The following is a 21118-nucleotide window of genomic DNA, read 5'->3' as shown; positions in this document are numbered from 1 at the left end:
CACTCCAATCCGTGGTTTGCGTCACCAGACTCACTTTCCTTTCCCGGCGGGCGCGCGTTGCGGCTCGGAGCCCGCGTGCCCGTGGATCATCGGCCGCGCGCTGGCGGCGACGCCAGCGATGAGGAGCACGCCGAAGATCAATAACGACGTGCCGGCCGCGATGTTCTGCATGAGCACACCGAGCCCGACGACCGGGACGGCTTGACCAACGTAACTGGCTAGATATACCGACGCGAGGGTGCCGGCACGGCTGCTGCGGTCACTCAAGGCCAGCGCTCCGGTCAGTGCGCTCCGGAAGTAGGTGCCGCCACCGATACCGATGAGAGCTCCGCCACACAGGAACAGCCACAGGCTCGGGCTGGGCAACTCGACGGCGATGACGATGGCGACCGTACCGGCGCTCATGCTCGCCGCGCCGATTCCGGCTTGGATGCCTTGCCGAGCGCGCACGAGAGTGATCGGAGCGATTGCGGCCGCGGCAGCGACGACGAGAACGAGCGTTCCCGCCAGAGCAACGGAGGGCTGGCCGAATGGGCCGGCGAGAAAGCTGGGTGCAAGGGATGTGAAGAATCCGATGGCTGCCGTCGAGATGAAGGCTCCGGTCAGAGCCGCGTAAAACCTGCCGCGCCCGTGCGCGGGGGCTCGCATCCGCTGGGGCCGGTAAGGCGGCCGATCGGCCGCGGCAACGATGCTCGTCTCCGGGGTGAGAGCGAGTGCGACGACGGCTGCAGCCATCAGGGTGAGGAATACCAGGTAGGGCACGGTCAACGGCATCCTGACCCACTGCGCCAGGATGCCGGCGATCAGCGCACCCACGCCGATGCCACCGAAATTGAAGACCGTAGCGACGATCTCGGCACGGCGGCTGTTCGCGTCAGGATGCCTGGCCGCGTGTAGTTCGCTCAGCCAGGCGGTCGCGGTCGAACCGGTGACACCTACGGCGAGTCCGCCGACGAGACGTGCGACCATCAGACCGGGCAGGTCACGCCAGACGAGGAACAGCACGGCGGAGATGGCGGCCGTCGCAAGAGCCGGGATCAGCACGCGCCGCCGGCCGTACCAATCGGAGATGTGTCCTGCGCCCAGCAGTCCTGCCGCGACACCGACCACATACGTCGCGTAGACGACCGTGATCATCAGCGGACCGAATCCGTCGCGGGCGGCGTACAGCCCGTACAACGGTGTCGGCACGGCGGAGAAGCCGACGATGATTGCGAAGCCGCTGGCGACCATCCAGAATCCGACGGCTGAGCCGTGCGCGGTTGGAACTGGGGTGCGCGCCGCGTCACGTCGGGGCGGCCGCGTGCGCCTGCCTTTGGCCGAAGTGGTATTCGACATGAGATTCCTCCTGACGAGAGAGCCGTGTGTGAGGCGTGACTACTTCGTGCAGCGGGCCGCTTCGACGATGCTGTCGGCATCGATGCCGCTGATGACGCCGACGGCCTTATGGACCGCGTACAACAACGGCGACGCCCGGCCCTTGGAAAAGATCAAATGGTCATTGCCAGCCAGGTCGGGGTGGTCGCAGTCGTAACGGAAAGGGAAGGTGCTGGGTCAGGAACAGCGCGGCCCGATCGAGCGCCTGGCCGGCTTCGTCGATGGCGTCGACAAAGACTGGGAAGACGTGTGGGACCCCTGCGACGACGTCGAGGATGACGTCGACCTCGGCATCACGGGCTCGTCCGGCCAGGCGCACTGCGTCGTCGAGCAGCAGCTCGTTGGTGCCGACCTGCAGGAGGATGGGCGGGAAGCCGGTGAGGTCGGCGAGGACGGCGGGCGCAAGCAGCGGTTGGTGGGGGTCTTGACCAGCGAGGTAGATATCGCCGTTGCGGGCCAACCCGGCCGGGGTGAAGATGGGGTCGATGCCTTCCTTGGTCGTCATCGAAGCCCCGGCGTGGGTGTGGTCGAGTCCCGGGGAGAAGGCGAGCAGCGCTGCCGGCATCGGCAGGCCGGCATCGCGCGCTGCAAGGCAGGTCGTGACCGTCAGGCCTCCGCCGGCGGAGTCGCCGGCGAACACGATGCTGTCCGGCTCATGGCCATTGGCGAGCAGGTCTCGGTAGGCCGCCACGCAGTCTTCGATCGCGGCCGGGAACGGGTGCTCGGGGGCGAGTCGGTAGTCCAGCGAAATGGCGCGCACGCCCGTCCGTTTCACGAGGTGGGCAGTGAGGACCATTGCGGTCTCCGGTGACCCCAGCGAGAACGAGCCGCCGTGGAAGTACAGAATCGTGCCCGGCTGGGCTGCGCCATCGTCTGCTTCGGTGGGCTCGACAAGGACGGCTGGTCGGTTGCCGAGCACGGTCGGTGTCTGCCGGATCCCGTCGGGTACGGGGAAGTTGGCCATGAGGGCGGCGAACGCCGCGCGCATGTCCTCCACCGGCACCGGGCCGGACGGCTGTGGATGTGACCGTAGTTCGGCGTCGAGCACGCGTCGTTGTTGTCTACTCAAGGATCCTCCTCAGGGTTGCGGCACGGTGGGGGTACGCGCCGTGGCGGGCTTCTCGTTCGCACCGTTGGCCGCTGTACTGGGTCGCACGCCGGCTGCACGGCTGGACAGCAGGTCCTTGACATCCGTGAGGGCTATTTCGATCCGGCCGTAGACGCGGGGGTTGAGCACGGTGGTGCCGTCGAAGTCTCCGGCGGAGGCGAAGATCGCGACGGGAATGGTCATCGCCTGGAAGAAGCCGAACAGTGGGCGCAGCGCGTGTTCCAACGCGAGGGCGTGGTGGTCGCTCCCGCCGGTTGCGGTCAGCAGAACAAGCTTGTTGGCCAGCGCGTACTGGTCGATGAGATCGAAGAAGTGCTTGAACAGACCCGTGTAGGAGCCGCGATAGATCGGCGTCGCTGCGATGAGCAGGTCGGCCGATTCGGCCGCCTGGAGCTCGGCCTCGATGCCCGGTGCGACTTCCTCGCGTTCGCTGGCCGCGGTAAGCCCGGTGCCGAGGCGGTAGATGTCGATCCGGTGTGCGGAAATCGGGAGCAGGTCTTCCAGCGTGGACAGCACGACGTCGACCAGGCCCATCGTCTTCGAGTTCTCGTGTGGGCTGCCGTTGATCACCACCACCCGCAGCACCCGGGATTGACCGGAGCGCGAGGGCGCAGCAGGCGAACCGTCCACAAGTGCCGTGCTCATGCCGCACGCTCCGTGACCGCACGCACCTCGCGGCGGACCACCGGCGCAACTTGGGTGCCGAGCCGCTCGATCGCGGCGAGGTGCTGTTCCTGAGGCATACCGCCGAATCCGATCTGGACAATGGCTCGGCTGACCCCGTACAGGCGGTGATAGGTCAGGAGTTTGTCGACAACTTCGTCGGTACTGCCGACCAGCAGCCCCGATCCCGGGGTCGCCTGAGCCTCGAACACCGCGCGCGGGATCAGCATGCCCGCTCCGCGCTGGTGGTTGTTCTCCGCCATCCCTTGCGCGAAGTAGGGGTACATGGTGTCCCGGGCTTCCTGACTGGTGCCGCCCACGTAACCGTGCGTGTTGATGCTGATGGGCATCAACGTGACATCGTGGCCGGCTTGCTCGGCGGCCGTTCTATACAGCTCGACCGTCTGCTCATGCAGCGTGATCGGTCCCAGAAGCTGCGCCAGAGCGATCGGCAGCCCGAGCCGACCGGTGCTGATAGCCGATGCGGGAGAACCGCCGACCCCGACCCAGATCGGGATCGATGCGCCGTCGGCGCGTGGGGCGATGTCGGCATCGACCAACGGCGCCCGGAATTTTCCGGACCAGCTCAGCGGGTTCTGTTCGCGGATCCTCAGCAGCAGATCCAGCTTCTCCCTGAAGAGGTCGGCGTAATCCGCCAGGTCATAACCGAACAGCGGGAACGACTCGGTGTACGAGCCGCGTCCGGCGATGATCTCGGCTCGACCGGCCGAAAGCAGATCGATGGTGGCGAACTGCTCCCAGACGCGCACCGGATCCTCCGAACTGAGCACGGTCACCGAACTGGTCAGCCGGATGTTCCGGGTCGCCTGGGCCGCCGCGGCAAGCAGAATCGTCGGCGCGGATCCCACGAAGTCGCTGCGGTGGTGCTCGCCGATGCCGAATACGTCCAGTCCGACCTGATCGGCCAGCTGTGCCTGCTCGATCGTCTGCAGAACCCGTTCCCGCGGCGAAGGCAGCCGCCCTGTCCGTGGATCCTTGGTCACTTCGCCGAACGTCATGATCCCGATCTCGAAACTCATCACTGACCTCTCTCCTGCACCGACTCGCGGTATCGATTGGCAATATAGGTGCCTGCGCAGGCAGATAACTGACGTTACGCTCGCTCTATTCCCTGGTCGCGTCGGCCGAAATTGAGGTCAATGATCGCGTCGGTGCCGCCGAAGCAGGACGTTAGAGTTCCGCATATGACAACGGAGAAGATGAGCGAGCTAGAGGATGCCGCCTGGCGGGGATTCCTGCTCACCCATGACCGGTTGTGGCGTGCCTTGGAGGCCGGGCTCTCCGCTCTCGATGTGAGCATGGCGGAGTACAGCGTGCTTGCGCTGCTCGGCGAGGCGGGGCCGAGCGGAATGCGGATGTCCGATCTCGCCGCCCGCCGGCTGATGTCCACCGGTGGATTCACCCGGCTGGCCGATCGCCTGGAACGGCGCGGCCTGATCGAACGCCGCCGCTCGGCGGCGGACGGCCGGGGAAGTGAGGCGGTCCTGACGAGCCATGGCCGCTCGCTGCTGCGCAAGGCCTGGCGCAAGCAGTACGCCCAACTTCGCCAGCTGTTCTTCGACCGGCTCGACTCCGACGACCTGTCCAGGCTGGCCGACGTCTGGCGCCGGCTGAGCGAGCAGGAGGCACCGGACGAGCCGGAACGACAGCGAACGAACTCGGCCGGCCAGTGAGGGGCGGCACAGGGCGACAGACAGGAGCGACTACCACGGCACGATTCCCAGACTGCTGATGAAGGAGCCGGTCGGCCCGTCCGAGCCGATTCTCGCCATTCGCACGAGCACCTCCGCGCCTTCTTCGACCGAGTGTCCGCCCGCGACCGGCGGCGCGAATCCCGTGGCGGTCAGACCCGGAGTCACCGAGTTGACCCGCCACCGGGGAAAGGCACGTGCGTACTGAATGCTGAGCATGTTCAGTGCAGCCTTCGACATGGGGTACGCCACCATCGACCACGACGCTTCCGGCTCCGAGTTCAGGGTGAGAGACCCGACGGCACTGCTCACGTTGACCACGACCGGGGTTTCGGAGGCCTCGAGAAGCGGCGTGAATGCGGAAAGCACTCGCGCCGCACCGATCGCATTCGTCTCCAGCACCAGCCGCAGGTCGTCGATGGTCGCTTCGTCCGGAGGGCGCTGGTCTCCGGCGATTCCGGCGTTGTTGATCAAGACATCAAGTCGACCAGAGCCGTCGCGAACCTGCTGAGCCGCCGCCCGCACCGTCGCCTCCTCGGTGACGTCGAGTTCAATCGCTGTTGCTCCGATGGTGGCGGCCAGGGATCTTCCCCGCGTCACGTCCCGGACTCCCAGGTAGACGGTGTGACCTGCATCCGTCAATCGGCGAGCGGTCTCGTACCCCAGACCTCGCGAGGCCCCGGTAACCAGCGTTGTCGTCATGTACCAAGCGTGTAAGGCAGGCGCGCGGCTACCCAGTGGTCTCGCTGTCCTGGGAATGCCGATACCACGCTTGACCTGGGCATCCGGCGCCGTGCGTGCGAAAATCGGCACCATGACGGAACTGGGGGCCGCCCTCCGCGGCTGGCGCGACCGCCTCTCGGCGGCCGATGCGGGTCTCCCGGTCACCACGCGACGACGCGCGCCGGGCCTACGGCGCGAGGACCTCGCCCAGCTGGCGGCGGTTTCCGTTGACTACATCACTCGCCTGGAACAAGGCCGGGCGGCCGCGCCCTCCGCGCAGGTGCTTGAATCGCTCGCGCGGGCATTGCGCCTCTCTTCCGAGGAACGGGATCACTTGTTCATGCTGGGCCGGCACGCGCCGCGTCGGGACCGAATGCGAGTGGACTTGACGCCGAGCGTGAGCAGGCTGCTGACCCAGTTGCAGACACCTGTCATGGTCTACGACGCGCTGTGGACTCAGCTCGCCTGGAACCGGGCATATGCGGTGCTGTTCGGTAACCCCGGTCAATGGCAGGGTCTGGAGACGAATCTGCTCTGGCGGTACCTCACCGGCGCGCCTACCCGGGTGCGTCGCCGGCCGGGCGAGGGCGACGACTACCTCAGGGCGTACGTGTCGGACCTGCGCGTTACAGCCGCCCGATTTCCCGACGATCCGCGTGTGCACCGGTTGATCACGGCTCTTCGTGCGACGGACCCGCGATTCGGCGAACTGTGGAGCGCCGAGCTTGTCGAGACGGTGCACGACACGCACAAGACGATCGAGCATCCCGAACTCGGTCGGCTCGACCTCGACTGTGACGTGCTCACTGTGCACGGATCGGATCTGAGGGTCGTGCTGTTCACCGCAGCACCGGGAACAGCCGGCGCCGACTCTCTGGCCCTGCTGGCCTCGCTGGAGATACAACCGGTCGCGCCGTGAGGCGGAACGCCGCCGGGGGAGCGATTGGATGCCGGTGTGCGATGTCGCGGGCGACATGATGCTGGTGGCGCGCCCGTCGGTTACGGCGCGGTCCGGGGTGCCGCCGCTCCGATCCCCTTGACGGTTCCGATGGTGTCTCCGGCGGGGGAGAAGGCCACGCAGACTACGGTGTGACGCCCGGCTGCCCAGTCCGCCCGGCCCGGCGTATAGGCGCTCACGTCGATCGCGGTCGTGTCGTAGATGCTCACGCCGACGTAGGCGGTGAACACCGAGTTGCACGTGTCATCCGCCTGAGCCGACACCGAGTCGTCTCCGGGATAGGCGCCGCCCTCGAGCGACGGCAACCCGATCACCTCCGACGAGTGCGCGAGAGAACAGGGCACCACCAGGAATCGGACGTCTTCAACCTGGTCGGATCCGGCCGGGTTCGTCAGGCAGTCGCCAACCGCCAGCGCGGACACGGGCACGCCGGCGGTCGGCGTTGCATTGGGAGTGGATGTGAGAGCGGCAGTCGCTGCAGACGATGGACGGGGAGACGCCGACGCGACGGGTGCGGGATGAGCTGTGGTGCATCCGGCCAGAGAGCAGGCGACGATCGCCGCCACGACGGAGGCACAGGCAACAGCGTGCCGAGAAGGGAAACGGCGCTGCTGTCGTGGCACGAGCCTCAGAGTAGACGTACCGGCTGGATGAGATCGGTCACCCACTCCGACTGCGGGCGGTCGCCGGGCGTCCAGTAGACCTCGCGGCAGATGCCGTCCAGCTCGTAGCCGTGTTCACGCGCCCACTCGATGAGCGCGTTCCACGACTCTCCGATTCCGGCGACTTCGCCGCGATGCACGGTCACCGCGGCCTGGGCGATGCCCGGGAGGGTTCCGACGTCGAGGCCGTCGATCGACGCCGTGTTGTCGGGCACCACGAAGCCTGCGGTCACGAGTGCACCGGTTCCGTCGCCGGATTCGTCCGCCTCGTAGAGTGCGACTGCGGGGCCGAACTTCTGGATCCCTGCGGCCTGAATGAGGTCGGCCGACTCGGGAAACATCGGCCCGATGACGGGCGAGACGTTGGCGGGTCCGAATCCCGGCGCCTTGCGCGTGAGCGTGGCCACTCGCTGCGCTTCGATGGATCGCACCTCGGCGGTGATGGTCTGTGAGCTGGGCATGACTGTTTCTCCTCGTATTCTTTTGAGGCTCGCGTCGAGGCGCCTCAGCCGTGCCTCGGCATCCGCAATGGTGGACTGAAGCTCCGTGCGAGCGGATTCCAGCATCCGTTCGACCTGGCCGTCGTCCACGTCGCCCCAGACCACATGCGAGACCTGCTCGAGTGTGAGTCCTAGACCCTTGAGCTCCACGATCCGGCTGAGCAGTGTCAACTGCGTGGCGGCGTACGCGCGGTATCCCGTGAGCGCATCGACCCGCGCGGGACGCAGCAGGCCGATCCGGTCGTAGTGGCGGAGCATCCGTACGGATACCCTTCCGATCGACGCGAACTCTCCGATGAACAACATGACGCCTCCAACGTTGGAGTCTGACACCGTGTGAGGGTCAACGACAGCGTCGAAGACTCTCAGAATCGGTGTGGGAGAGAAGGATGCCCGTGCTCAGCCCAGCGCCGGTCTGATGTCGCGCACGATCGACTCGAGCACCCGCGCATTGAAGTCCACACCGAGCTGGTTGGGCACGGTGACGAGGATCGTGTCGGCTTCCTGCACGGCGGCATCCTGCGCCAGTTCCCCTGCGATGACGTCGGGCTCGCCGATGTAGCTGCGTCCGAACCGGGCGAGCTCGTCGCCGATGTAGCCGACCTGGTCGTGTGCATCGGCCTGCGCGCGCAACCCGAAGTAGCGTTGCGTCTCGTCATCGATGATCGGCAGGATGCTCCGCGACACCGAAACCCGCGGTTCACGCTCGTGCCCTGCTTGCTTCCACGTGTCACGGAAGAGTCGTAGCTGCTCCGCCTGCAGCTCCGACAGCGGCACGCCGGTGTCTTCGGTGAGCAGCGTCGAGCTCATGAGATTCATGCCCTGCTCGGCCGTCCACACGGCGGTGGCGCGGCTGCCAGCGCCCCACCAGATGCGATCGGGAAGCGTCTCCGAGCGCGGCTCGATCGCGAGCGGCACCCGCTGACCGGTCATCTGCGGGTTCGAATAGACGAGACCCGCGCCTGCGATCGCGGCGCGGAAGAGCTCCGTGTGCGAACGCGCCATGTCGGCATCCGATTGGTCCTCGGCGGGAATGAAGCCGAACGACTCGTAGCCCTTGTCTGCGGTCTCGGGAGAACCCCGGCTGATGCCGAGCTGCAGCCTGCCACCGGCGATGAGGTCGGCCGCGGCAGCGGACTCTGCCGCGTACAGCGGGTTCTCGTACCGCATGTCGATCACCGCGGTGCCGAGCTCGATGCGAGACGTGCGCGCGCCCATCGCCGCGAGCAGCGGGAACGGGGACGCCAACTGAGGCGCGAAGTGGTGCACGCGCACGAATGCGCCGTCCGCTCCGAGCTCTTCGGCAGCCACGGCCAGCTCGATGGTCTGCAGCAGGGCATCGGAGGCACTGCGCACCACTGCTCCGTGCGCCGGAGACCAGTGCCCGAAGGAGAGAAAGCCTATGCGTTTCACTGCATCTCCAGCCCGGTGTGCGGTCCGGCTATTCCCGTACGGTCAGTACCAGTGGGGGTTCTGCGACATCTCGTGGTCGTACGCCGCGCAGGGGGTGCCGTAACGGCCCGAGATGTATGAGAGTCCCCACCTGATCTGAGTGTTCCCGTTGGTCATCCAATCGCCGCCTGACGACGACATCTTGTCCGCCGGCAGTGATTGTGGGATGCCATAAGCGCCGCTGGACGAGTTGTACGCGTTCCAGCGCCAGCCGGATTCCATGTTCCACAGGCTGACGAGGCACGACATCTGATCTTGACCCCAGCCATAGCTGCCGAGGACGCTGCTCGCGTACGACTGAGCGGCCCCGGGCGAGCATCCGCCTGTGCACGATGCCGACAGGTCGACATTGCTGTCGCTTCCGCCTCCCGTCGTGACGTTCTGATTGGCCTGATCGCGTGCGATCCCGGCGGCACGCTCCTGGGCGAGTTGAGCCGCCTGTGCGTTGAGGGTCGCCGCTTGGGCTTGCAGGACCGCGCCTTGTTGTTCCTGAGTCGCCAGCGCGGCGTCTGCCGCTGCTTTCGCGGCCTGCGCAGCCTGGTACTTCGTGTTCGCGTCCTGCTCAAGGCTCGTCCGGATGTCTTCGGCCTGCTTCGCCTGCCCTTGCAGAGACGTGACCACGTTCTGCTTCTGTTTCGCGTAGTTCTGCAGCTGAGACATGTGGTCGGTCAGCTGGCTCATGGCACCGAGCTGGTCGAGCAGATTGTCATTCCCGCCGGTCGTTTTGCCGGTGCCGTTGCCGTTGCCGAGCAGGAGCTTGGCTGTAAGACTTCCCCCGCCGGAGATATAGAGCTGAGAAGCGAGCTTTCCGTACTGGGACTTCGCCTGACCGGCACTCTTCTGGGCAGTGGCGACCTGCTCGTTGATCGACTGGAGTTTTGCTGTCTGGTCGTCCAGCGCGCTCTTCGCCTGGGTGTACTCGAACGCCTTCTTGAGCTCGTCCGCGGCGGCGGCCTGCGCCTGCTGCTGCAACTGAACGATAAGACCGGCGATCTTGTTGTACTCCGCTTGCGCGGCGGCGGCATTCGCCTTCGCGGCCTGCACCTCGTCCCAGCTCGGATAGTCGTCGGCGTGTGCGGGCAGCGCGGTCACGAGCGGGATCGCGACCGCGACGGCGGCACCGAGCGCAGCCAGGCGCAGCCGGGCCCCGACACGTCGTCGGTCGGTCCCTGTCCGGTTTGCGCGCACAGCCACGGGTTCCACCATAGGCAGATCTTGTCGCGGATCCATCGCGATCCCGCGGCATGCCGCGAGCTCGTCGGGCGCCCATCCCTGCGGACATAAGCCCAAGTTCCCGGGTCCGGATGGCCTGACGAAAATCGGTGGCGCGCATGACGGGGGCGAGTGCTTGACTGAGCCGGGTGAGCTCCTTGCAACGCGCGGTGCTGACTGTGGCGATCCTGGCATCCCTCGTCGCGTTCCTCGACGGGTCGGTCGTGAACGTTGCCCTGCCGGCGATCGAGCGTGAGCTGGGCGGCGGCCTCGTGCTGCAGCAATGGGTGGTGGATGCCTACCTCATCACCCTCGGTGCGCTCATCCTGCTCGCCGGCTCGCTCTCCGACGCGTTCGGCCGCAAGCGCATCCTGATGATCGGCCTGTTCGGCTTCGGCGTCGCCTCCATCGCCTGCGCGCTCGCACCGGACGGTGTGTCGCTCGTGCTGTTTCGCGCACTGCAGGGGATCGCCGGTGCGCTCCTCGTGCCGAGTTCGCTCGCCATCATCATCCAGGTCTTCAGTGAGGACGACCAGCCGAAAGCGATCGGACGTTGGACTGCCTGGACGTCCGCAGCCATGCTGGCCGGTCCGCTGCTCGGCGGGCTGTTCGTCGACACGTTGTCGTGGCGCCTCGTGTTCTGGATCAACCCGCTGCCCATCGCGGTGACCGTGATCATCCTGTGGCGCGTGCAACTCGATCACGAGCACGCTCACGGCCACGTCGACTACCTCGGCGCCGTTCTCGGAGCGCTCGGGCTCGGCGGCGTCGTCTTCGGCCTCATCGAACAAAGCCAGGTCGGATGGGCGAGCCCTCTGGTGTGGGGGATAGGCGCGGTCGGATGCCTGTCACTCGCCGCGTTCGCGATCGTCGAGTTGCGCTCTCGGCAGCCGATGCTCCCGTTCGCCCTCTTCCGCATCCGCAACTTCGGCGTCGGCAATCTCGCCACTCTCGTCGTCTACGCGGCACTGTCGCTTGGCACCCTGATCATCGGCATCTATCTGCAGGAGGTCGCCGGCTACAAAGCGACGCTCGCCGGACTCGCACTCATCCCGTCGACCGTCGTGATGCTCCTGCTCTCCGGTCGCTTCGGCGCGCTCTCCGGCAAGATCGGCCCCCGGCTCTTCATGGCGATCGGTCCCATCGTCGCCGCAGGCGGCTACGCGCTCATGCTCACCATGGGCACGCACGTCGATTACTGGTTCGAAGTGCTGCCAGGCATTCTCGTGTTCGGTCTGGGTCTGTCCATCACCGTCGCGCCGCTCACGGCGGCCATCCTCGGCGCCGTGCCGCCCGAGCACGCCGGGATCGGTTCAGCGATCAACAATGCGGTAGCGCGCATAGCGGGCCTGGTCGCGGTCGCCTGCGCCGGCTTCATCGTGGCCGGGCCGCTCGCGCAGGCCGGGCTGCAGCGCGTGCTGCTCGTGTGCGTCGCACTGTTGCTGGTGGGCGGTGTGGTGTCGGGCATCGGCATCCAGAACAAGCGTCGTTCGGCCGTCGCCGCTGGAGATACCGAGACCCCGCCGCCCGCCATCGGTTCGACACCCGCAACCGCGTCCCCTGGTCACTCGGACACGTCGACGCCTCGACTCGGCACATCGATCGGGCGGATCAGGCCGACAGCACCGGACCCGCAGCGACCAACGCGATGACGTCGACGATCGCGCAAGCCATGATGAGGCGCATCAGCCACCGTGAGCGCTCGCCGCGCAGCGTCAGCAGTACCCCTGCCACCGCCACCATCAGGGTGATGACGCTGCCGGCGAGCACGAGCACGGCTGCTGCACCGCTCAGGCCGCCGATACCGATCGCGCCGACCGCGATGACGATGCCGACCAACGCGAGCGCGCCGAACGAGACAAGTCCGCCGACGCGTGCTCCGAGCACATGCGCGAAGCCGCGAATGCCCGTGAGACGGTCCTGCTCGAGGTCGGGGAGAACGTTCGTGACGTGTGCAGCCACGCCGAGCAGGCATCCCGCCGTCACGACCCACCACGTCGGGAACGTCGGATCGATGGACCCCAGGGTGACGATCGCCGGCAAAATGCCGAAGCTTACGAGATAGGGGATCACCGAGAACACGGTGCGCTTCAGCCAGGCGTTGTAGGCCCACGCGCTGCCGATCGCGATCGCATGGGCGACGAGCGCGGGCACGCCGAGCGGGACGGTCAGTACCAGCGCGGCCGCGAGAGCGATCCAGGCCGCCGCACCGACCGTGCCGCGAGAGACCAGTCCCACGGCGATGGGTTTGTCGGCGCGGGCCACCGATCGGTCTCGTTCGGCGTCGATCCAGTCGTTCGACCAACCGACGGAGAGCTGGCCGGCTAGTATCGCGGCCGCGAGTAGCGCCACTCGGGCAGCCGGATAGCCGACGGATGCCCCCAGCACCGCGGCGATCACAGTGACCACGAGCGCGGGCCCCGGATGACAGGCCAGAGCGAGACCGCGCACGGCTTTGGGCATGCAGACATGCTATGGGCCGAGGGACTCCGCGAAGGATGGCCGGTCTTGTCGGGATCTTGCGTTTCGCTGCAAGCAATTGCAAGAATTGCTCCATGGCCAAACGACTCGCCGAAGTGGCGCGCAAGGTAGGCGTCAGTGAAGCAACGGTGAGTCGCGTGCTGAACGAGAAGCCCGGAGTGAGCGAGGCGACACGGCAGGCGGTGCTGACGGCGCTCGACGTGCTGGGCTACGAGCGACCGACGAAGCTGCGCGGGGAGCGCGCCCGGCTCGTCGGACTTGTGCTGCCTGAGCTGTCGAACCCGATCTTCCCGGCCTTCGCCGAGGTTGTGGGCGGATCCCTCGCGCAGAACGGCTATACGCCGGTGCTCTGCACCCAGACGGCCGGCGGCATTTCAGAGGCCGACTACGTCGACCTGCTCCTGGAACAGCATGTCTCCGGCGTCGTGTTCGCCGGCGGCCTGTACACGCAAGAGCTCGGCGCGCACGATCACTACGAGAAGCTGCGAGAGGTGAAGCTGCCGACCGTTCTCGTGAGTGCTCCGGCCGAGGGCATCGGTTTTCCGACCGTGTCGTGCGACGACGGCGTCGCCACCCGGCTCGCTGTGCGACACCTCCACCAACTCGGCCACAGCCGGATCGGCTACGTACTGGGCCCGCACGATCATGTGCCGTCGAAGCGCAAGTACGAGTCCGCGAAGGCCGAGACCGCCCGTGCGGGAAACGAGCTCGACGAACGGCTCGTGGTGCGATCCCTGTACTCCCTCGAAGCCGGCCAGGCGGCAGCCACGAAGCTGCTGGGCACCGGCGTCACTGCGATCGTCTGCGCGAGCGACCCTCTCGCGCTCGGTGTGATCCGGGCAGTTCGTCGCGCGGGGCTACGCGTGCCCGAAGACGTATCGGTCGTCGGATACGACGACTCGGCTCTGATGGGATGCGTGGAGCCGCCGCTGACGACTGTGCGTCAGCCGATCGAGCCTATGGGCCGGATGGTCATGGAACTGCTCACCGCGCAGATCAGCGGCGTGAGGCCCTCGGTCGACGAGTTCCTCTTCGAGCCGGAGCTTGTGGTCCGCGCGTCAACGGGACCGGCTCCGCGCTGAACTCCGCACTGCTCGACGGGTCTTTCGAGAGACTCACGACTGCAACCGAGCGCAATCCCGCGCAAGCCAATTGCTCGATGTTTAGTTCTTGCGTCATTTTGTCGAGATAGCTACCTTGAGTTCTCAAGCCGCACGGGCATCCGATGTCGGCCGACTCACCATTCGCTCTCGTGCTCCGGCAGCGCCGCCTTTCGCACCACGGTCGCTGCCTACGAAAGGCTCCTTCCTTGAACGTGCCCTCCCTCGCCGATGCGGTATCTCCCGCGCCCATCGCTCCGGCCGGCCCGTCGGACGACGACCCGCTGTGGTGGCGCCACGCGACGATCTACCAGATCTATCCGCGCAGCTTTGCCGACGGCAACGGTGACGGCATCGGCGACCTCGCGGGCGTCCGCCGCCGGCTGGGATACCTGAAGGACCTCGGCGTCGACGCCATCTGGTTCACGCCCTGGTACGCATCGCCGCTGGCGGACGGCGGCTACGACGTCGCCGACTACACGTCGATCGACCCGCGCTTCGGAACTCTGGAGGAGGCCGAGGCACTGATCCGGGACGCCTTGACCCTAGGCATCCGCACGATCATCGACATCGTTCCGAACCACATCTCCGACCGCCACGCATGGTTCCAGGCCGCCCTGGCGGCCGGCCCCGGCTCGCCTGAGCGCGAACGATTCTGGTTTCACCCCGGCAAGGGCTCCGACGGCGCCGAGATGCCGACGCACTGGGAGTCCAACTTCTCGGGCGAGACCTGGACGCGCACGACGAATCCCGACGGCACGCCAGGGGAGTGGTACCTGCACCTCTTCACGCCTCAGCAGCCGGACCTGAACTGGAATCATCCCGACGTGCGCCGCATGCACGAAGACGTGCTCAGGTTCTGGTTCGATCGCGGCGTCGGCGGCGTTCGCGTCGACTCCGCCGCGCTGCTGGTGAAGGATGCGGCCCTGCCAGAGGTTCCGGAGCACCCGAGGCCAGGCGAGCATCCCAGCCAGGACCGCGACGAGCTGCATGACATCTACCGCGACTGGCGCACCATCGCGGACTCGTACCCGGGCAGCAGGGTGCTGGTCGGCGAGCTCTGGCTGCCCGACATCGATCGCTTCGCGAAGTACCTGCGCGACGACGAGCTGCACACCGCGTTCAACTTCGACTTCCTGGCGCGCCCGTGGGATGCCCGTGAGCTGCGGGCGTCGATCGACGAGACCCTGCGCGCGCACGCTCCGGTCGGCGCCCCATCGACCTGGGTTCTCTCCAATCACGATGTCACACGCCCGGTGACCAGGTATGGCCGGGAGGACAGCTCGTTCGCGTTCGCCAAGAAGCGCGCGGGCATACCGACGGACCTCGCCCACGGAACCCGCCGTGCGCGGGCGGCAGCCCTGCTCACGGCAGCGCTCCCCGGCGCCCTGTACATCTACCAGGGCGACGAACTGGGACTGCCCGAGGTGGAGGACCTTCCCGAGGAGTTGCTGGAGGATCCCATGCACTTCCGCTCCGGCGGCGTCGATCCTGGGAGAGACGGATGCCGGGTGCCGCTTCCGTGGAGCGGTGTGCGCCCGCCCTTCGGGTTCAGCCCGGCAGAGGCGGCCGCGAAACCGTGGCTTCCGCAGCCGGACTCCTGGGCAGCGCTCACGGTGCAGGCGCAGCAGGCCGACCCGTCGTCCATGCTCTGGCTGTACAAGCAGGCGCTGCGCATCCGCAGGGCACTGAACCGGGAATCCGGCGCGTCCTTCTCCTGGCGCGAATCGAAGCCCGACGTGCTCGCCTTCGACCGCGGCGAGCACTTCCTCTCGGTCACCAATCTCTCCACGCACAGCATCGAGCTGCCCGAAAGCGGCGGCATCCTTCTGGCCAGCAGCCCGCTGCAGAACGGAATGCTGCCACCCGACTCCACGGCATGGCTCGCCAACCCCGCAACCACTTGACCAACCTGCAATCACCTTCGAACGAAAGGACACGACAATGAAGTCACCAGGAAAGCTCGCGGTACTCGCCGCAGCGGCACTGGCCGGTGTGGGCATCCTGAGCGGATGCTCCTCGAGCAGCGGCGGAGGCGACGACGGCAAGGTCAACCTCGTCGTCGCGCCCGTGCTGCCCGGAGCGACGGCCGACGCGCTGAAGGCGCTGCACGATCGCGTGCAGCAGTTCGAGAAGAAGTACCCGAACATCAACGTCAAGGCGATCGAGTACCAGTGGACCGGCACGACGTTCGCGGCCGAGCTTGCCGGCGGAACGCTGCCCGACGTGTTCAACGTGCCGTTCACCGACTCGAAGACGCTCGCGAACAATGGCCAGCTCGCCGACATCACGAAGTACTTCAAGCAGACCGCGACCGCCGGCAAGTGGAACAAGAACGTGCTGGATGTCGCAACCGGCAAAGACGGCAAGGTGTACGGCATCCCGTGGGGCCCGTACGCGATGGCGCTGTCGTACAACCGCGACATCTTCACGAAGGCGGGGCTCGACCCCGACAAGCCGCCGACCACTCTGGATGAGATCGAGCAGGACGCGAAGATCATCTCCCAGAAGGTGCCCGGCGTCGCCGGCTACATGCAGATGACGAAGGACAACACCGGAGGATGGGAGCTGGCGACTCTCACGCAGTCACTCGGCGGCAAGCTCGAGAAGGTGGGCTCCGACGGCAAGGTCACGGTCACGGCCGACAACCCGCAGACGAAGCAGGCCCTCGCCTGGCTGAAGAAGCTGCGCTGGGACGACAACGCGATGGGCAGCAACTTCCTGTTCGACTGGAGCGGCATCAACCAGGCGTTCGCCTCAGGCCAGGTGGCCATGTACATGAGCGGATCGGATGTCATCGGCTCGCTCATGCAGGCCAACGGCTTCGACCAGAAGAAGTACGGGGTGACCACGTTCCCGCTCTCTTCGAGCCCGAATGCGGGCATCCTCTCCGGCGGCAACGTCGATGTGGTGAACGTCAAGGACAGCCCTGAGCAGATCGCGGCGGCGGTGAAGTGGATCGACTTCTACCGCACGCAGCCGACCGTGGACAAGACGGCGGCAGTGAACAACGCGAAGACCCTCGCGAAGGGGGATCAGGCCGTGAATGCTCCGACATTGCCGGTGTTCGACAAGGCCACCTGGGAGCAGAACCAGGAGTGGATCAAGCCGTACGACAACATCCCGGTCGAGAATCTGAAGCCGTTCAACGACAACATCTTCAACCAGAAGATCTCACCGGAGCCGCCGTCGCACACCCAGGATCTGTACGGGGCGCTCGACGCGGTCGTGCAGGCCGTGCTGACGAATCAGAACGCCGACGTCGACGCCATGCTGAAGGGCGTCGACACCAAGGTGCAGGCGCTGGTCGACGCCGACAGCAAGTAGCACGATGACCGTTGATTCCCCGGCGCGGGTGCGGGTGGCGAAGGCCGCCCGCACCCGGCGCCGCCACAACCCGGTCACGTGGGTGCAGCGCGGCGGGCTGACCACGCTCCTCTTCCTCCTGCCGCTCCTGATCATCTTCGGCGTCTTCTCCTGGACCCCGATCGTCGAAGCCGTGATCATGAGCTTCCAGAAGACCAACCTCGTGACTGCACCCGTCTTCGTCGGCTGGGACAACTTCGTCGTCGTCTTCGAGGACCCGGTGTTCTGGATCGCCGTGCGCAACACCGGCTTCTTCGCCCTGCTCGCGCTGCTCTTCGGCTACCCGATCCCGCTCATCGCCGCCGTGCTGATGAGCGAGGTGAAGCGCATGAAGGGCTTCTACAGCGTGCTCGCCTACCTTCCGGTGGTGATCCCGCCGGTCGTCTCGGTGCTGCTCTGGAAGATCTTCTACGACGCGAGCCCGAACGGTGTGTTCAACACGATCCTCGGCTGGGTCGGCATTCCTCCACAGCCATGGATTCAGGATGCCGTCACCGCCATGCCCTCCCTGGTGCTGGAGGCGACGTGGGCGGGCGCAGGCGGAACGATCATCATCTACCTGGCCGCGCTCACCTCCGTGTCGCCCGACCTGTACGACGCGGCAGAGGTGGATGGCGCATCCATCTGGGGAAAGATCTGGCACGTGACGCTGCCGCAGCTGCGGGGCATCCTCTTCATCACGCTGATCCTGCAGATCATCGCCACCGCCCAGGTGTTCCTTCAGCCGTTTCTGTTCACCGGCGGCGGCCCGGTCAACTCGACCACGACGATCCTGCTGCTCATCTACCAGTACGCGTTCACGCAGTCCCTCGGGGGCGCCTACGGCCAGGCGACCGCGCTCAGCCTGATGCTTGCTGCCTTCCTGGCGATCCTGTCGATCGTGTACTTCCGGCTCACCGCGAGATGGAGCGACAATTGACCACCACCGTTCCGACTCAGCAGCCCGTGCAGGAAGCCGAGCTCCCCGGGCAGAGGCTCGAAGCGAAAGCGCGAAAGCGCAGACAGATCGTGCAGGAGGCCGGCGACAGGGGCATTCTTTCTGCCGCTGATCGGAGACGACCGCATGTGCGCGTGCTCGGCACCGCGCTGAACGTGCTGCTCGGCGTCTGCCTGGTCGTGGCGGGACTGCTGCCCCTGCTCTGGTTGCTCAAATCGGCGATCACGCCGACTCAGGACACGCTCGCGCATCCGCTCGCCCTCTTTCCGGGCGGCGTCGACTGGTCGAACGTCGTGAAGGCATGGAATGACGTGCAGATCGGCGACTTCTTCTTCAATACGATCTGGATGGCCGCGGGCGAGTGGGCCGTGCAGCTCCTGGTCGCCACCACGGGCGGCTTCGCGCTCTCGGTGCTGCGACCCAAGTACGGCAAGCTGATCAGCGGGCTCGTGCTCGCGACGCTTTTCGTGCCCGCCGTGGTGCTGCTCGTTCCGCTGTATCTGACGGTGCTGCACCCGCCGCTCATCGGGCACTCGCTGATCAACACGTTCTGGGCGGTGTGGCTGCCCGCGGGTGCGAGCGCGTTCAACGTGCTCCTCGTCATGCGATTCTTCGACAGCCTCCCCAAGGAGGTGTTCGAGGCGGCCAAGACCGACGGGGCGGGAACGTTCCGGTTGTTCTGGTCGATCGTGCTGCCCATGTCGAAGCCCATCCTCGGCGTGGTCTCGGTGTTCGCGATCAACGCGGCGTGGGCAGACTTCCTCTGGCCGAACCTCGTGCTGAAAGACATCGGCATTCAGCCGCTGTCGGTGCGGCTCCCGCAGATCCAGTCCTCCACCGACCTGGGTGTGTATCTGGCGGCCCTCACGATCGCCACGCTCATCCCGGTCGTCATCTTCCTCATCTTCCAGCGCACGTTCCTGCGCGGCGGCGGGCTCGGCGGGGCGGTCAAGGGATGATCGCGGTCGCGCCGGTCACGCTCCGCCGCGTCGTTCCGCGCGGGTGCGCCGGCCAGGCTCCTTCTTCGCCTCGCGCCGATCGAGCACGTCGACCACGTTGTTCAGCAGGAAGAGCAGGAACGCGAACGAGCCGATCCAGATCGACGCGATCGCAATGATGCCCGCCATGATCGCCGCGACCAGCGCGTTGCGACGCGAGATGCGTCGGTAGCGATCGGAGATGTTCGGTGTGAGGTTGCGTGCCGACGAGGAGATGTACCACCACTGCCAGAGGCTCACCGCGACGATCAAGAAGAAGTTGAGCGGCAGCAGGAACCGTCCGGGGACGGTACCGCTGAAGTTGTCGGTGACCGTCGTCGTGAACGGCACGAGCACGACCCCGAGCAGACGGAACGTGTTGAGCGTGAGCACGACCTGATCCACGCGCTCCACGAACTCGAACTGACGAACGTGAATGCCCCACAGCACGCCGAGGATCAGGAAGCTGATGACGAAGCTGACGAGCTTGTCGCTGATGTCGAAGAGTGCCTTCCACACTGCGGCGTCCGAGGGATTCGAACCGACGTGGAATTCGGAGATGCTGAGGTCTAGCACCAGCAGAGTCGCGGCGATGGCGAAGACGCCGTCTGAGTACGCCTCGAGGCGACGAGGGGAGAGCGTCTTCGGAAGGTCGCCGGCCTTCGGCGCCTTCGTCAGGTCGTCTGGCATACGCCGAACCTATCGCGCCTTCGGCGCCCACTGGCTCAATCGGCTCCGACGAGCGAGCAAGCTTGCTCGTCCTCGCCTCAATCGCCTCTATCGCGGCGCGGCCTCGAGACCGAGGAACTGGGAGAGCCTGTGCATCGAGCCGTCGAAGCCGCGCTGCTCCGCCGCCGTCAGCCGCGTGAACGGCTGCGCTTCCGCGACAACGCGCGGTCCCTGCACACTCTGCCGCCATGTCCCCACGACACGGCCGGCCGAGAGGATGGTCGGAAGGAATACACCGTTGCCCGTCGCAGAGACTCGCGGCGCGAACTCCGGGTCGAGCACCGGACTGCGATCGGCATAGCCGAGTACGTACTCGTCCCAGCCGGGGACCGCCTGCACCCCAGAGGGCGTCGAGGCAATTGCGTCGCTCTGCGTGCGCCCTGCTTCGATCAGCCATTCCTCGTCGCCGGCGGTCTCGAGCGCCGAGCCGGCCGCCTCGCGCGCGCGCCGTGCGTCCGTGAGAGTCAGGCCGGACCACCAGGCGAAATCGCGGACGGTCGCCGGTGCGTGTCCCGCGACATATCGCACCAGGTACCTTGCCAGCAGTTCGTCACGGTCGTGCTCACCTGCGGGCTGCACGAGCACGAGTTGCGGTTGTTTGCCGCGCATCGGCCCCCAGGCGACTCGCCCGCGCAGAGCTGAGTCTCTGATGAAGCGGTATCCGCGTTCGTCGCCGACAGGGATGCCGGCCCCCTCCAACGTGCTCAGCGCCTCCGCCCTCGTACGCGGCCCGTTCTGCTCCACGTCCTGAACGATCAGCTCGGATGCGCGCTCGAACTCCGATTCGTCCATGCCGCGAATGCGGGCCTCACGCGCGACCGCCGCACGTTGCCTGGCCGACGTGAGTGCGAGCATCCATCCGAGGTCGTCCGCGGCGACGATGTGCAGAGTCCCGCGCATCGTCCACGAACGCACCAGGTCGCCGGAATCGAAGAGCCGCTCGATGTCGGCCTGCGCGCATCCGGGGGAGCGCACGCCGATGGCCCATCGGGCAGCCGATCCGTTCTGCGCCTGAACGGCTCCCAGCGTGCGCACGACCTCGAGCGGGCTGGCCGCTCGGCCGTCCAGGTGCTGCGAACGGAGACGCTGGGCGCGAAACCATGCTTGCTGAGGCGGGGCCGTCATCCGCTCATGATCGCAGCAGCCGGCGACACTCAGCGC

General features: G+C 66.6%; 20 protein-coding genes. 8 read left to right on the top strand and 12 right to left on the bottom strand.

Features of this window, described 5'->3' with window-relative positions; genetic code table 11:
* Window positions 1-30: 30 nt before the first annotated feature.
* From ACYVI5_RS09120 to ACYVI5_RS09105, 4 genes are all read right to left on the bottom strand, one after another.
* Entirely contained in the window at window positions 31-1233 is a 1203-nt protein-coding gene (locus ACYVI5_RS09120) for an MFS transporter (protein ID WP_460579918.1), read from the bottom strand.
* A gap of 265 nt (window positions 1234-1498) precedes the next feature.
* Complete coding sequence (locus tag ACYVI5_RS09115; RefSeq protein WP_460579917.1) at window positions 1499-2425, bottom strand: alpha/beta hydrolase; 927 nt, start codon at window positions 2423-2425, stop codon at window positions 1499-1501.
* Window positions 2426-2455: 30 nt separating this feature from the next.
* Window positions 2456-3130, bottom strand: a complete 675-nt coding sequence (locus ACYVI5_RS09110; RefSeq protein WP_460579916.1) for an NADPH-dependent FMN reductase family protein — start codon at window positions 3128-3130, stop codon at window positions 2456-2458.
* A complete protein-coding gene (locus ACYVI5_RS09105) occupies window positions 3127-4167 on the bottom strand; it encodes an LLM class flavin-dependent oxidoreductase (RefSeq protein ID WP_460580574.1) in 1041 nt (346 codons plus the stop codon). Before ACYVI5_RS09105 ends, ACYVI5_RS09110 begins: the two co-directional genes overlap by 4 nt.
* 186 nt (window positions 4168-4353) lie before the next feature.
* Here ACYVI5_RS09105 and ACYVI5_RS09100 point away from each other — a divergent pair, with 186 nt between their 5' ends.
* Window positions 4354-4842 carry a MarR family winged helix-turn-helix transcriptional regulator gene (locus ACYVI5_RS09100; RefSeq protein ID WP_460579915.1) on the top strand — a complete coding sequence of 163 codons (489 nt, stop codon included), beginning with the start codon at window positions 4354-4356 and terminating at the stop codon, window positions 4840-4842.
* 30 nt (window positions 4843-4872) lie between these two features.
* On the opposite strand, the gene ACYVI5_RS09095 is transcribed toward ACYVI5_RS09100, so the two are convergent.
* Window positions 4873-5562, bottom strand: a complete 690-nt coding sequence (locus ACYVI5_RS09095) for an SDR family NAD(P)-dependent oxidoreductase (RefSeq protein ID WP_460579914.1) — start codon at window positions 5560-5562, stop codon at window positions 4873-4875.
* 112 nt (window positions 5563-5674) lie between these two features.
* On the opposite strand from ACYVI5_RS09095, the gene ACYVI5_RS09090 reads away from it, so the two are divergent.
* The gene (locus tag ACYVI5_RS09090; protein ID WP_460579913.1) at window positions 5675-6502 is read left to right on the top strand and encodes a helix-turn-helix transcriptional regulator; all 828 of its coding nucleotides are present in this window, start codon (window positions 5675-5677) and stop codon (window positions 6500-6502) included.
* A gap of 80 nt (window positions 6503-6582) precedes the next feature.
* Here the strand turns inward: ACYVI5_RS09090 and ACYVI5_RS09085 are convergent, their stop codons facing one another.
* The 4 genes from ACYVI5_RS09085 to ACYVI5_RS09070 form a co-directional block, all read right to left on the bottom strand.
* On the bottom strand, window positions 6583-6963 hold the full coding sequence (locus ACYVI5_RS09085; protein ID WP_460579912.1) for a septum formation family protein: 381 nt from the start codon (window positions 6961-6963) through the stop codon (window positions 6583-6585).
* 206 nt (window positions 6964-7169) lie between these two features.
* On the bottom strand, window positions 7170-8009 hold the full coding sequence (locus ACYVI5_RS09080; protein ID WP_460579911.1) for a MerR family transcriptional regulator: 840 nt from the start codon (window positions 8007-8009) through the stop codon (window positions 7170-7172).
* 93 nt (window positions 8010-8102) lie between these two features.
* Window positions 8103-9116, bottom strand: coding sequence for an LLM class flavin-dependent oxidoreductase (locus ACYVI5_RS09075; RefSeq protein ID WP_460579910.1), 1014 nt, complete (start codon window positions 9114-9116; stop codon window positions 8103-8105).
* 42 nt (window positions 9117-9158) lie between these two features.
* A complete protein-coding gene (locus ACYVI5_RS09070; protein WP_460579909.1) occupies window positions 9159-10349 on the bottom strand; it encodes a coiled-coil domain-containing protein in 1191 nt (396 codons plus the stop codon).
* 167 nt (window positions 10350-10516) lie between these two features.
* On the opposite strand from ACYVI5_RS09070, the gene ACYVI5_RS09065 reads away from it, so the two are divergent.
* The gene (locus ACYVI5_RS09065; RefSeq protein WP_460579908.1) at window positions 10517-12019 is read left to right on the top strand and encodes an MFS transporter; all 1503 of its coding nucleotides are present in this window, start codon (window positions 10517-10519) and stop codon (window positions 12017-12019) included.
* Here ACYVI5_RS09065 and ACYVI5_RS09060 read toward each other — a convergent pair.
* Window positions 11979-12830: a UbiA family prenyltransferase gene (locus ACYVI5_RS09060; RefSeq protein WP_460579907.1), complete on the bottom strand. Its 852-nt coding sequence runs from the start codon at window positions 12828-12830 to the stop codon at window positions 11979-11981. The two genes, ACYVI5_RS09065 and ACYVI5_RS09060, sit on opposite strands and share 41 nt — an antisense overlap.
* Before the next feature lie 92 nt (window positions 12831-12922).
* On the opposite strand from ACYVI5_RS09060, the gene ACYVI5_RS09055 reads away from it, so the two are divergent.
* From ACYVI5_RS09055 to ACYVI5_RS09035, 5 genes are all read left to right on the top strand, one after another.
* Window positions 12923-13930, top strand: a complete 1008-nt coding sequence (locus ACYVI5_RS09055; protein ID WP_460579906.1) for a LacI family DNA-binding transcriptional regulator — start codon at window positions 12923-12925, stop codon at window positions 13928-13930.
* A gap of 269 nt (window positions 13931-14199) precedes the next feature.
* Complete coding sequence (locus ACYVI5_RS09050; RefSeq protein ID WP_460580573.1) at window positions 14200-15855, top strand: glycoside hydrolase family 13 protein; 1656 nt, start codon at window positions 14200-14202, stop codon at window positions 15853-15855.
* 37 nt (window positions 15856-15892) lie between these two features.
* Complete coding sequence (locus tag ACYVI5_RS09045) at window positions 15893-17275, top strand: type 2 periplasmic-binding domain-containing protein (RefSeq protein ID WP_460579905.1); 1383 nt, start codon at window positions 15893-15895, stop codon at window positions 17273-17275.
* Window positions 17276-17279: 4 nt separating this feature from the next.
* Window positions 17280-18233 (top strand): carbohydrate ABC transporter permease, encoded by a 954-nt coding sequence (locus tag ACYVI5_RS09040; protein WP_460579904.1) that lies wholly within the window; start codon window positions 17280-17282, stop codon window positions 18231-18233.
* The gene (locus ACYVI5_RS09035) at window positions 18230-19210 is read left to right on the top strand and encodes a carbohydrate ABC transporter permease (protein WP_460579903.1); all 981 of its coding nucleotides are present in this window, start codon (window positions 18230-18232) and stop codon (window positions 19208-19210) included. Before ACYVI5_RS09040 ends, ACYVI5_RS09035 begins: the two co-directional genes overlap by 4 nt.
* Before the next feature lie 15 nt (window positions 19211-19225).
* Here the strand turns inward: ACYVI5_RS09035 and ACYVI5_RS09030 are convergent, their stop codons facing one another.
* Together ACYVI5_RS09030 and ACYVI5_RS09025 are read right to left on the bottom strand one after the other, a co-directional pair.
* Entirely contained in the window at window positions 19226-19918 is a 693-nt protein-coding gene (locus ACYVI5_RS09030; RefSeq protein ID WP_460579902.1) for a TMEM175 family protein, read from the bottom strand.
* 87 nt (window positions 19919-20005) lie between these two features.
* Window positions 20006-21082, bottom strand: coding sequence for a winged helix DNA-binding domain-containing protein (locus ACYVI5_RS09025; protein ID WP_460579901.1), 1077 nt, complete (start codon window positions 21080-21082; stop codon window positions 20006-20008).
* Window positions 21083-21118 lie beyond the last annotated feature (36 nt).

It is taken from the genome of Humibacter ginsengisoli (assembly GCF_054780095.1).
This window is presented reverse-complemented; position numbering and strand designations above follow the sequence as displayed.